The 11,816-nt window shown below is 73.5% G+C and carries 10 protein-coding genes and 2 pseudogenes; 9 read left to right on the top strand and 3 right to left on the bottom strand.

The genetic code is table 11. From position 1 onward, the window contains the following. Positions 1 to 83: 83 nt before the first annotated feature. The gene (locus ABZY57_RS29950) at positions 84 to 506 is read right to left on the bottom strand and encodes an SsgA family sporulation/cell division regulator (protein ID WP_356517219.1); all 423 of its coding nucleotides are present in this window, start codon (positions 504 to 506) and stop codon (positions 84 to 86) included. A gap of 183 nt (positions 507 to 689) precedes the next feature. On the opposite strand from ABZY57_RS29950, the gene ABZY57_RS29945 reads away from it, so the two are divergent. The 5 genes and pseudogenes from ABZY57_RS29945 to ABZY57_RS29925 form a co-directional block, all read left to right on the top strand. Beyond that, positions 690 to 1,745, top strand: a complete 1,056-nt coding sequence (locus ABZY57_RS29945; RefSeq protein WP_356517217.1) for an energy-coupling factor ABC transporter permease — start codon at positions 690 to 692, stop codon at positions 1,743 to 1,745. A 1-nt stretch (position 1,746) separates the two neighbouring features. Next, positions 1,747 to 2,520: a cobalt ECF transporter T component CbiQ gene (gene cbiQ / locus ABZY57_RS29940; RefSeq protein WP_356517215.1), complete on the top strand. Its 774-nt coding sequence runs from the start codon at positions 1,747 to 1,749 to the stop codon at positions 2,518 to 2,520. Further along, positions 2,508 to 3,311: an ABC transporter ATP-binding protein gene (locus tag ABZY57_RS29935; RefSeq protein ID WP_356517214.1), complete on the top strand. Its 804-nt coding sequence runs from the start codon at positions 2,508 to 2,510 to the stop codon at positions 3,309 to 3,311. The genes cbiQ and ABZY57_RS29935 overlap by 13 nt, the downstream gene beginning before the upstream one ends. Before the next feature lie 63 nt (positions 3,312 to 3,374). Next, positions 3,375 to 4,532: a serine hydrolase domain-containing protein gene (locus ABZY57_RS29930; protein WP_356517212.1), complete on the top strand. Its 1,158-nt coding sequence runs from the start codon at positions 3,375 to 3,377 to the stop codon at positions 4,530 to 4,532. A 16-nt stretch (positions 4,533 to 4,548) separates the two neighbouring features. Then, positions 4,549 to 4,758 (top strand): annotated as a pseudogene (locus ABZY57_RS29925) (YbaK/EbsC family protein); the annotation flags it as partial. Positions 4,759 to 4,794: 36 nt separating this feature from the next. On the opposite strand, the gene ABZY57_RS29920 reads toward ABZY57_RS29925, so the two are convergent. Both ABZY57_RS29920 and ABZY57_RS29915 read right to left on the bottom strand, forming a co-directional pair. Then, positions 4,795 to 6,441 (bottom strand): penicillin-binding transpeptidase domain-containing protein, encoded by a 1,647-nt coding sequence (locus ABZY57_RS29920; protein WP_356517210.1) that lies wholly within the window; start codon positions 6,439 to 6,441, stop codon positions 4,795 to 4,797. A 143-nt stretch (positions 6,442 to 6,584) separates the two neighbouring features. Continuing rightward, the gene (locus ABZY57_RS29915; protein WP_356517225.1) at positions 6,585 to 8,267 is read right to left on the bottom strand and encodes a phospholipid carrier-dependent glycosyltransferase; all 1,683 of its coding nucleotides are present in this window, start codon (positions 8,265 to 8,267) and stop codon (positions 6,585 to 6,587) included. Between the two features lie 265 nt (positions 8,268 to 8,532). Between ABZY57_RS29915 and rsmI the strand changes: the two genes are divergently transcribed. From rsmI to ABZY57_RS29895, 4 genes and pseudogenes are all read left to right on the top strand, one after another. After that, a complete protein-coding gene (gene rsmI, locus ABZY57_RS29910) occupies positions 8,533 to 9,408 on the top strand; it encodes a 16S rRNA (cytidine(1402)-2'-O)-methyltransferase (protein ID WP_356517223.1) in 876 nt (291 codons plus the stop codon). 271 nt (positions 9,409 to 9,679) lie between these two features. Then, positions 9,680 to 10,051 carry a hypothetical protein gene (locus tag ABZY57_RS29905; RefSeq protein WP_356517221.1) on the top strand — a complete coding sequence of 124 codons (372 nt, stop codon included), beginning with the start codon at positions 9,680 to 9,682 and terminating at the stop codon, positions 10,049 to 10,051. Between the two features lie 10 nt (positions 10,052 to 10,061). Next, the gene (locus ABZY57_RS29900; protein ID WP_356517208.1) at positions 10,062 to 10,940 is read left to right on the top strand and encodes a TatD family hydrolase; all 879 of its coding nucleotides are present in this window, start codon (positions 10,062 to 10,064) and stop codon (positions 10,938 to 10,940) included. A gap of 210 nt (positions 10,941 to 11,150) precedes the next feature. Next, positions 11,151 to 11,816, top strand: a pseudogene (locus ABZY57_RS29895) (hypothetical protein); the annotation flags it as partial.

The following is an 11,816-nucleotide window of genomic DNA, read 5'->3' as shown; positions in this document are numbered from 1 at the left end:
CCCGCACCGAAAGGTGCGGGGCCGTTGCGCGTTCCCGGGGCGTCCGGCCCGCGCCGTCCGAATTCGGGCGGGGCCGGCTGGGCCTAACGGGTGGCCGCGGGCGCGGGCGCGTACGTACGGCGCAGGAAGCGGCGCAGGGCGGCGATGTCGAACTGCACCACCGCGACGCCCTCCGGTGAGTGGAACTCGACGACGGCCTGGACGCGCCCGCAGGGCCAGACGCGTACGTCACCGGTCCCGGTCGGGGCCTGGAGCCCGGCCTCCAGGAGGGCGCGGGGGAAGACCCACTCGTTGTCGGTGCCCTCGGGGGAGAGGTCGGCGGGGAAGACGATCCGTACGGCCAGCGGCTCGGCGGGGACGAAACGCAGGCAGACCGGGATGGCCCGGTAGAGGGGGTCGTCGGTGATCACTCGGGCGCGCACCCGTTCCTCGACGAAGGGTGCCGTGGCGGTCGCGGCCCGGGTCGCGGTGGCGCCTGCGGATGGATTCTCGGCGGCGGCTGACATCGACAAGACTCCTCGAATCGGAACATTTACGTCCGTATTGACCCCAGCCTCGCACATTCCCACGAAACCGCACGGAGCTATTTGTGACGCCACCGCTCTTGCCAAGCGTTCGCAAGAAGGCCCTATTCTTGAACGGTTAAAGACTTTGTCAGCTCAACGGACCGCAGGAAGCGGAGCAGAACCATGCATGTGCCCGACGGCTTCATCGATGCCCCCGTCTCCATTGCCGCAGGTGTCGCCGCCGCCGGAGCCGTGGCGGTCAGCCTCCGTGGCGCCCGCCGGGAGCTCGACGAGCGCACGGCGCCGCTCGCCGGCCTCGTGGCCGCCTTCATCTTCGCCGTACAGATGCTCAACTTCCCCGTGGCCGCCGGAACAAGCGGCCACCTGCTGGGCGGTGCGCTCGCCGCGATCCTCGTCGGCCCCTATACGGGCGTGCTGTGCGTGTCCGTGGTCCTGCTCATGCAGGGCCTCCTGTTCGCCGACGGCGGCCTGACCGCCCTCGGCGTGAACATCGTCACCATGGGCGTCGTCACCGTGGTCGTCGCCTACGCCGTCTTCCGCGGACTGGTCAAGCTGCTGCCCGGCACCCGCCGCTCCGTCACCGTCGCCGCCTTCGCCGGAGCCCTGCTCTCCGTGCCCGCCGCGGCCGCCTTCTTCACCCTCCTCTTCGCCCTCGGCGGCACCACCGACGTCCCGCTGGCCAAGGTGTTCGGGGCCATGGTCGGAGTCCACGTCCTCATCGGCATCGGCGAGGCCCTCATCACCGCCGCGACCGTCGGCGCGGTGATCGCCGTCCGCCCCGACCTCGTCCACGGCGCCCGCGGCCTGTCCGCCCCGCTGAAGCTGCGCGTCGGCGGCGAGCTGGTCGACGCCCCCGCCGCCCCGGCCGCCGTGCCCGCCGCGGCCCGCTCCACGAAGCCCGTGTGGATCACCGGCCTGGTCGCCGCGCTGGCCCTGGCCGGCATCGTCTCCTTCTACGCCTCCTCCAGCCCCGACGGACTGGAGAAGGTCGCCGCCGACAACGGCATCGACCAGAAGGTCACCGAGCACGCGGCCGCCGACTCCCCGCTCGCCGACTACGGCGTCAAGGACGTCTCCGACGCCCGCCTCTCCGGCGGCCTCGCCGGAGTCATCGGCGTGGGTGCGACCGTCGTCGTCGGCACCGGCGTGTTCTGGACCGTCCGCCGCCGCCGCACCGCCGACCTGACGGCCGCCTCCGCGGCCGTACCGGCCGCCTGACATGGGAGCGGGCCACGCCCACAAGCTCTACCGGCCCGGGAACTCACCGGTCCACGAGCTGCCGCCGCACTGCAAGCTCGCCGCGACCTTCGGCTTCGTGATCGTCGTCGTGTCCACACCGCGCGAGGCGGTGTGGGCCTTCGGCCTGTACGCCCTCCTCATCGCGGCGGCCGCGGCCGTGGCCCGGATCCCGGCCGGCTTCCTGCTGCGCCGGCTCCTGATCGAGGTGCCCTTCGTCGCCTTCGCCGTCCTGATGCCCTTCGTGGCCCAGGGCGAGCAGGTGAGTCTGCATGTCGGGGGCCTCGAGATCTCGCTCAGCGTCTCCGGCCTCTGGGGCGCCTGGAACGTCCTGGCCAAGGGCACCCTCGGCGTGGCCGCGTCCGTACTCCTGGCCTCCACCACCGAGCTGCGGGCCCTCCTGCTGGGCCTCCAGCGGCTCAAGCTGCCGCCGCTGCTCGTCCAGATCGCCTCCTTCATGATCAGGTACGGCGACGTCATCAGCGACGAGTTGCGCCGGATGTCCATCGCCCGGCGCTCCCGCGGCTTCGAGGCGCGCGGGATCCGGCACTGGGGGGTCCTCGCCAAGACCGCCGGAGCCCTGTTCATCCGCTCCTACGAGCGCGGCGAGCGGGTCTACCTCGCGATGGTCAGCCGCGGCTACGCCGGCTCCATGCCGGTGATCGACGAGGTGACCGCCACCCGCACCCAGTGGGCGTACGCGGCCGCCCTCCCGGTGACGGCGCTCGCCGTCTGTCTGATCGGATGGACCCTGTGAACGCTGTGAACGCTGCGAACCCCGTGAATGCCGGGAACGTACCCGCGCCGCCCTCGCTGGAAGTCACCGGCCTCGCCTACGCCTACCCCGACGGCCACCAGGCCCTCTTCGGGGTCGACCTCGCCGTCGGGCGCGGGGAGCGGGTGGCGCTGCTCGGTCCCAACGGAGCCGGCAAGACCACGCTGGTGCTGCACCTCAACGGCATCCTGACCGGCGGGGTCGGCTCCGTGAGCGTGGCCGGGCTGCCCGTCGAGAAGCGCAACCTCGCCGAGATCCGCCGCCGGGTCGGCATCGTCTTCCAGGACCCCGACGACCAGCTGTTCATGCCGACCGTCCGCGAGGACGTGGCCTTCGGCCCGGCCGCCGCCGGACTGCGCGGCGCCGAGCTGGAGGAGCGGGTGCGCGGCGCCCTGGAGCAGGTCGGGATGGCCGCCTTCGCGGACCGGCCCCCGCACCACCTCTCCTTCGGGCAGCGCCGCCGGGTCGCGGTGGCGACCGTACTGGCCATGCGGCCCGAGATCCTCGTCCTGGACGAGCCGTCCTCCAACCTGGACCCGGCCTCGCGCCGCGAGCTCGCGGACATCCTGCGCTCGCTGGACGTCACCGTGCTGATGGTGACGCACGACCTGCCCTACGCGCTGGAGCTCTGCCCGCGCTCGGTGATCCTCAGCGAGGGGACCATCGTGGCGGACGGCAGGACCCAGGACGTGCTGTGCGACGAGGAGCTGATGCGGGCGCACCGGCTGGAGCTGCCCTTCGGCTTCGACCCGCGGTCGGTCGTCGTCGGCTGAGCCGGGGCCGGCAGGCCCCCGGCGCGGTGGCATAACCGCCGGTCGGAGGTTGTTGGACTGCCCGTGGACATCAAGGGTGTGGTGGCGGAGGGCTTCGAGCCCGTCAGGGACGCGTTCGTGCGCAACTTCCAGGTGCTCGGGGACCGGGGCGCGGCGGTGGCCGTGTACCGCGACGGGCGCAAGGTCGTGGACCTCTGGGCCGGCACCAAGGACGCCGACGGCACGGACCCCTGGACCGAGGACACCGCGCAGCTCGTCCGCTCCGCCACCAAGGGCGTGGCCGCCGCCGTCCCGCTGCTGCTCCAGCAGCGCGGACTGCTCGACCTGGACGCGCCGGTGGGCTCGTACTGGCCGGAGTTCAAGGCGGGCGGCAAGGAGCGGACCCGGGTGCGCGACCTGCTCGCGCACCGCGCCGGAGTCCCGGCCCTGGACCGCGGACTGACCGCGTCCGAGGCTGCCGACGGGGTCACCGGACCGCGCGCGGTCGCCGCCCAGCAGGCCTTCTGGGAGCCCGGCACCGCACACGGTTACCACGCCCAGACCTTCAGCTGGCTGCTGTCCGAGCTGGTGCTGCGGGCGACCGGCCGCTCGCTCGGCTCCATCCTGGCCGAGGAGATGGCGGAGCCGCTGGGCATCGACTTCTGGATCGGCCTGCCGGAGACCGAGGCCCACCGCGTGGGCCGCGTGGCGCCCGTGGATCCGCCGGAGGGCGCGGGCCTGCTCAGGACCCGGCCGCGGCGCAACGTCTCCGAGGCCTACGCCGACCCGGACTCCCTCACCCGCCGCGCCTTCGCGGCCATCGACCCGCTGCCCGACGAGAACGACCCCGCCTACCGGGCGGCCGAGCTGCCGGCCTCGGCGGGCATCGGCACGGCCCGCGCCCTGGCCCGCTTCTACGCGGCCACCATCGGCGTGGTGGAGAACGGGGCGCGGATCTTCACCCCGGCCACCACCGCACTCGCCGGCCGGGAGCTGTCCTGCGGACCGGACCGCGTCCTGGTGGTCAACACCCGCTTCGGCCCCGGCTACATGCTGCACGGCCCGGCCTCCCCGCTGCTGTCCCCGGCCTCCTTCGGGCACCCGGGCCGCGGCGGCTCGCTCGCCTTCGCGGACCCGGAGGCGGGGATCGGCTTCGGCTACGTCACCAACGCCCTGGCCAAGTCGGTCACCGCCGACCCGCGCGCCCAGGCCCTGGTCCGGGCCCTGCGCTCCGCGCTGTAGCGGGGGCCGGCGCGAGGACGTCGCGAGGGCGGTGCCCTCGCTGATCTTCGCGGCCGACGGGGTGCCCGTCCTGGTCCTCATGGACGGGGCCTCCCGCGTGGACGTGGAGGCGGTGCGCCGCGAACTCGGGGCGGGCGCCGTGACCCGGGCGGACGCGGCCCTGGTCCGGGAGACCACGGGCTACGCCATCGGAGGGGTCCCGCCCCGGGGCCGGCCCTCCCGGTCGGTCCGTGTCGTCGGCCCGCGTTCCCGGCCCGCGTTCTCAGCCCGCGTTCAGGACGGCCGCCACGATCGGGCCCGCCGCGTCGCCGCCGTGGCCGCCACCCTCGACCATCGCCGCGGCCGCCACGTCACCGCTGAATCCGGTGAACCAGCTGTCCGGGTTCTGCGCCCCGTCGACCTCCGCCGAGCCGGTCTTCGCACCCTTGTCGGAGCCGCGGACCGCCGACATCGCACCCTGGGCCGTGCCCCCGGTGGCCGTCAGCCTCATCATCCGCACCAGCTGCGCCGCCACCGAGGGCTTCATCTTCCGGGTGGCCTTGGCGAGCGTGCGGCCGTCCAGCGATGCCTTGACGACGACGGGCTGGCGGAACACCCCGGTCCGGGCGGTGGCCGTGATCGAGGCCATCGTCAGCGGGTTCATCTGGATCTGGCCCTGGCCGATGTACGCGGCGGCCGCCGCCGGGCCGGTCGCGTCCGGGACCTTCCCGTCGACGGTGGGCACGCCGACCTTCCACTCGACGCCCTCGCCGATGCCGAAGACCTCACGGGCCTCCTTCGGGAGCGCGTCGTCGTCGTCGACCGGCTTGATCTGCTTGATGAAGGCGGTGTTGCAGGACTGGGCGAAGCTCGTCGCGAAGGTCTCGCCGTCGAGCTTGAAGCCCTTCAGGTTCGTGAAGGTCCGGCCTCCCCACTGCACCTCCGCGGGGCACTCGGCGACCTTGTCCGCCGCCACCAGACCGCGGTCCAGCAGCATCGCACCGGTCACGATCTTCATCGTGGAGCCGGGTGCGCGGCCTCCGCTGACGGAGGCGGGGAAGCCGTCGGCGCGGTGGTCGGCGATGGCCAGGACGTTGCCGGTGCTCGGCTGGACGGCGACCACCGAGGCCTGCGGGAACTTCAGGACCGCCTTCTCGGCCGCCGCCTGGACGTCCGCGTCCAGGACGGTCCCGATCTGGCCCGGCTTCCCCTCGATCAGCGTCAACAGGGTCCGCCGGGGGGCCTCCTGGGCGGCCGGCTCGATCCACAGCTCGGCGCCGGCCTTGCCGCCCTGGCGCTCCCCGTACGTCTTGCGCAGGCTGTCGAGCACCGGGCGCAGCGAGGGGTACTTCTCGGCCGTCAGCTCCCTGCCCTTGCGGTCGACCGCCTTGACCGGCGGGCTGGCCGGGGCGCCGCCGCGCAGCTTCTCGCCCTTCTGGAGCTCCGGGTGGAGCACCGAGGGCTGCCAGTCGACGAGCGGCAGCCCGGTGGTGTTGCCGCGGACCACGGTCAGCTTCGACTCGTAGGCGAGGGGCTTGGTGACCCCCTCGTAGGTGACCTCCGCCGCGACGGAGTACGCCACCGTGGTCCCGGTCTGCGTGCCGGGGGTGATCGCGACCTTGGACACGTAGGCCCTGGCCGTGAAATCGCCGAGGGCGCCCTGCGCCTCCCCCGGGTTGTTCGTCAGATCGGCCCCCGCCCGGGCGTCCCCGGCCGCCCACGCGGCGAAGAACGCCTTGGCGGTCGCCGCGACGTCCTTGTCGCTGACCGGCCCGCTGCCCTTGCCGGGCGCGGCCGTGCCGGTCGCGCCCGTAGTCCGGGTGTCGCTCCCGCCGGCGTCCCCCACCAGCGCGTACACCCCGTATCCCGCTCCGCCCACCATCGCGAGGAACACCCCGCCGATGATGGCCCCCTTCGCGGCCCCGTTCATTCCTGTCCCCGTCCCCCGGTACCACGGCCCCTCTCGCCGAGTGCTGAACACGTTCAAGGGGCCCGTGGTTCAGACCTTACGTCGAACGGACGCACGGTCCCGGGGTTTGTTACCGGAGCTTGACCAGGCTCACACAGGCCCCCCTAAACCCAGGTGTCCAGCCACATCCGGTTCTGCCAGGAATCCATCGGGATGGACTGGCCCGTGTAGATGGGCCAGAAGTAGATGAAGTTCCACACGATCAGGAGCACCAGTACGCCCGCCGCCACCGCGCCCAGGGCGCGGCGGCGTTCCGAGGAGCCGGCCGGGCCCAGGAGGGCGCCGATCATCATGGCCACCGCCAGGCACAGGTACGGGACGAAGACCACCGCGTAGAAGAAGAAGATGGTCCGCTCCTGGTAGTTGAACCAGGGCAGCAGGCCCGCGCCCAGCGCGCACACGATCGCGCCCGCCCGCCAGTCGCGGCGGAAGAACCACCGCCACAGCACGTACAGCAGCGCGAAGCAGCCCGCCCACCACAGCAGCGGCGTGCCGAGCGCCAGCACCTCGCGGGCGCACTTGGCGGTCTCCGTCGCCGGGCAGCCGTCGGTGCCGGGTGCGGGGGACTCGTAGAAGTAGGAGACGGGACGGCCCAGGACCAGCCAGCTCCACGGGTTCGACTCGTAGGTGTGGCCCGAGGTCAGGCCCACGTGGAACCGGTAGACCTCCGTCTCGTAGTGCCACAGGCTCCGCAGCCACTCCGGCAGGAACGACAGCGAGCTGTGCTGGTCGTTCTTGGCGGCCCAGTCGCGGAAGTAGCCGCCCTTGCCGTTGTCGGGGGAGAGGATCCAGCCGAGCCACGAGGCCACGTAGACGGAGATGGCCACGGGGACGAGGGAGAGGAAACCGGGCACGTTGTCGTGGCGCATCATCGCCGCGTACGGGGTGCCCGCGCCCGCCGTGCGGCGCGCGGCCACGTCCCACAGGGTCATCAGCACGCCGAAGAAGGCCAGCACGATCAGGCCGTTCCACTTCGTGCCGAAGGCCAGGCCCAGGCAGACCCCGGCCAGGAGCCGGTACGGGCGCCAGCCGAGCTTCAGCGTCTCCGCGATCCGGGCGTCCGGACGGGTCCGCCCCTCCTCGTCCACCGGGAGCGCCGCCGCGAGCCGGGCCCGCACCTTGTCCCGGTCGATCACCAGCGATCCGAAGGCGCCCAGCACGAAGAACATCAGGACCAGGTCGAGCAGGGCGGTGCGGCTCATCACCAGGTGCAGGCCGTCCACCGCCAGCAGGAGGCCGGCCAGGCAGCCCAGGAAGGTGGAACGGAACAGCCGCCGGCCGATGCGGCACAGCATCAGTACGGACAGGGTGCCGAGCAGCGCGGTCATGAACCGCCAGCCGAACGGGTCGAAGCCGAACATCCACTCGCCCAGGCCGATCACCCATTTGCCGACCGGCGGGTGCACGACGTAGCCCGGGTCCAGGGGGAGGGAGACCCCGTTGGGGTTGGCGAGGATCGACTTGTCGATGTCCTTGGGCCAGCTCGCCTCGTAGCCCTGCTTGACCGTGGCCCAGGCGTCCTTGGCGTAGTACGTCTCGTCGAATATCACCGCCTTCGGGGTGCCCAGGTGGGCGAACCGCAGCACGCCGGCGACCAGCGCCACCAGCAGCGGCCCGGCCCATGCCAGCACCCGCTCCCAGCGCTCCGCCGCGGCCGGCCCGATGCCCAGCTGCGCCCACAGCTGGGCGGAGGGCCGTGCGTACGGGGGAACCAGGCGGGTGCGCACGTCCGACTGCCGCTTCGCCCCGGCGGGCGGAACGTAGCCGAAGCCGCGCAGGCGGCGCAGCCAGGCGGACGGCTGGTCGGCGGGGTCCGGGCCGGGCCCGGCCTCGGTGGCGGGCGGGGCCCCCGCAGGGCTGGGCGGCGGCGTCGCGGTACTGGTCACCGGCACATCGTAGGGAACGACCCTGTGCCGGACCCAGGGGGACGGGAGTGTGGGGCGCGGCGGTTGGGGCGGCTGAGAGGATGGGGCGGTGACCACTGACCAGCCCCGCTCCGCCGAAGCCCCCTCGCCGGCCCCCTCCACGGCCTCCTCCGCAGACGGGCACGGGGTGGGCGTCCTCGTCCTCGCCGGAACCCCCATCGGCGACCTCGCCGACGCCCCGCCGCGGCTCGCCTCCGAGCTGGAGCGGGCCGACGTGATCGCCGCCGAGGACACCCGGCGGCTGCGCAGGCTGACGCAGGGGCTCGGCGTGTACACCACCGGGCGGGTGGTCTCCTACTTCGAGGGCAACGAGTCCGCGCGCACTCCCGAGCTGGTCGAGGCCCTGGAGGCCGGCAAGCGCGTCCTGCTGGTGACGGACGCCGGCATGCCCTCGGTCTCCGACCCCGGCTACCGGCTCGTCGCCGCCGCCGTGGAGAAGGACATCAAGGTCACGGCCGTCCCCGGGCCGTCCGCCGTCCTGACCGCGCTCGCCCTCTCCGGCCTGCCGGTCGACCGCTTCTGCTTCGAGGGCTTCCTGCCGCGCAAGGCCGGCGAGCGCCTGGGCAAGCTCCGCGAGCTCGCCGCCGAACGCCGCACCCTCGTCTACTTCGAGGCCCCGCACCGGCTCGACGACACACTGGCCGCGATGGCCGAGGTCTTCGGCGCCGACCGGCGGGCCGCCGTCTGCCGCGAGCTGACCAAGACCTACGAGGAGGTCAAACGCGGCGGGCTCGGCGAGCTGGCCGCCTGGGCCGCCGAAGGCGTGCGCGGGGAGATCACCGTCGTCGTCGAGGGCGCCCCGGCCGCGGCCCCCGGCGATGTGGACGCCGAGGAGCTGGTGAACCGGGTACGGGTGCGCGAGGAGGCGGGGGAGCGGCGCAAGGAGGCCATCGCGGCGGTCGCGGCCGAGGCCGGGGTACCCAAGCGCGAGGTGTTCGACGCGGTCGTCGCGGCAAAGAACGCGGCACAAAAGTCGCCGTCGGTCGGTAAAGAGCTAACCTGAAAAGCAAAGCTCAGACCGCGCACGGGGCGCTTTGGGCATGACTCGCCCAAGGACCGTCCAACACTGGACAGGGCCTGGTGCGCTCCCGCCCGAAGAGGCGTCCACTTGCAATGGCAGCAGTGGAACAAGAGGAGCTGGCATGAGTGAGATCGCCGAACCCCAACCGGTCGCCGGACCCATCGCTTCGCCCGTCGCCGCACCGGCCGTCCCGGCGGCGGACCCCGCTCCCGCGGCCGTGGCGACCGTGCACGAGGCGTACTCCTTCGCGTGCATGAAGTGCGGCTACGCCTGGGAGCAGGGATACGAGATCGAGCACCACGTCGACGGCCGGGGCCTTCCGTTCATCGTCTACACGGCGGACGGCGAGCGGGTCCCCTCCCCCCTGTCCAACCCCACCTGCATGAACTGCGGCGGCCACGTGGTGCGGATCATGCGGGAGGGCCAGGTCAAGTCGGTCATCGGAATGCTCGACCAGCTCTACCACCACCGCGCCGCCCCCGGGATCGCCGGTCCGGTGCCCGCCGGGTACACCGAGAGGCCCCCCAAGCCCCGCAAGGCCGACCTGCACGACGCCCCCGGGCCGGTCCACGTGGAACGGCCGGGGCCGATGGCCCGGCTCCTGGGGCTCTTCCGCCGGTCATAAGATCGGCCGTATGAGCCGTAGCACGCCGAACGACGCGCCGCCCCCGCTGCCCGAACCGCTCCGGGTGGCGGTCGCCGACTCCCACACCCACCTGGACATGCAGTCCGGCACCGTCGAGGAGGGCCTCGCCAAGGCCGCCTCCGTCGGGGTGACCACCGTCGTCCAGGTGGGCTGCGACGTGAAGGGCTCCCGCTGGGCCGCCGAGACCGCCGCCGCGTACGAATCCGTCCACGCGGCCGTGGCCCTGCACCCCAACGAAGCCCCCCGGATCGTCCACGGGGACCCCGACGGATGGTCACGGCAGGGAGCCCGGACGGGCGGCGGCGAGGCCGCGCTCGACGACGCGCTCGCCGAGATCGAGGCCCTGGCGGCCCTCGCGCACGTGAAGGCGGTCGGCGAGACCGGACTCGACTACTTCCGGACCGGCCCGGAGGGCATGGCCGCGCAGGAGCGTTCCTTCCGCGCGCACATCGAGATCGCCAAGCGGCAGGGCAAGGCCCTCGTCATCCACGACCGCGAGGCGCACGCGGACGTGCTGCGCGTCCTGCGCGAGGAGGGCGCCCCCGAGCGGACCGTCTTCCACTGCTACTCCGGCGACGCGGAGATGGCCCGGGAGTGCGCCGCCGCCGGCTACTACATGTCCTTCGCCGGGACCGTCACCTTCAAGAACGCGGCGCCGCTGCGCGAGGCCCTGGCGGTGGCCCCGCTGGAGCTGGTGCTCGTGGAGACGGACGCCCCGTACCTCACCCCGGCCCCGTACCGCGGCCGGCCCAACGCGCCGTACCTCATTCCGCTGACCGTACGGGCGATGGCCGCGGTCCGCGGCATCGACGAGGACGCCATGGCGACGGCACTGGCGGCCAACACGGCTCGCGCCTTCGCGTACTGAGGGCGCGCCAGGGTCCCACCGAGGGCCTCCGGGCCGCCTGCGGCGCCGGCTGACGGCCGGCCCGCCGTCGCCTCCGGGCCGCCGCAGGGCGGCCGCAGAGCCGTCTCACCCGTTCGCCACGTTCCGTAGCCGCCCGGCTTTGTAGCGTGACGGCAGCTCCGCTAGGGTGCCGTGCCCGAAGCAGCCGGACGGACCAGTGGAGCGAGCGCGATGAGCGATGTGGCCTGGCCGGCCGGTGGACGCGACCCCTGGGCCGCACCCATGGACCCGACCACGGAACCGGTCCCTCACCCGGACCCGGACCCCTTCCCGGGCCGCGGTGCGGACCGGACCCCGGACCCGTACGCGGGCACGGAACCGGACCTGGATCCGTACCGGGCTCCCGCGGCGGCGGCGGTCCTGGACCTGGACACCCGCCCGATGCCCTACCGGGACCGGGACCCGTACGCGGACCAGGGGGCGGCTCGGGACCGGGACGTGTACCCGGATCCGGGGACGGGCCTTGACCGGGACCCGTACGCGGATCCGGGCGCGGGCCGGGACACGGACCCGTTCCGGGGCTCGGGAGCCGACCCGGACGTGGACCCGTACCGGGGTCGGGGAGCGGATCCGGACCGGGGCCCGGGAGCGGACCCCGACCCGGGCCCGTACCGGATCTCGGGAGCGGACCCCGACGCGGACCCCTACCGGGGCTCACGGGCGGACCCGGACCTCTTCCCGGGCCCGGGGACGGACCCGGACCTCTTCCCGGGCCCGGGGACGGACCCGGACCCGTACCCGTCCTCCCCGCCCCCGCCCCCGCACCCGGAGCCCGGCGTGCCGGCGCCGCGGGGCGGCGGGGGATCGGAAGCGCGTCGGGTACGGAAAGTGTGTCAC

Source organism: Streptomyces sp. NPDC006450, assembly GCF_040612195.1.
Taxonomy (GTDB): domain Bacteria; phylum Actinomycetota; class Actinomycetes; order Streptomycetales; family Streptomycetaceae; genus Streptomyces.
The sequence above is the reverse complement of the archived record's forward strand: the minus strand, read 5'-3'. Positions and strand labels throughout refer to the sequence as shown.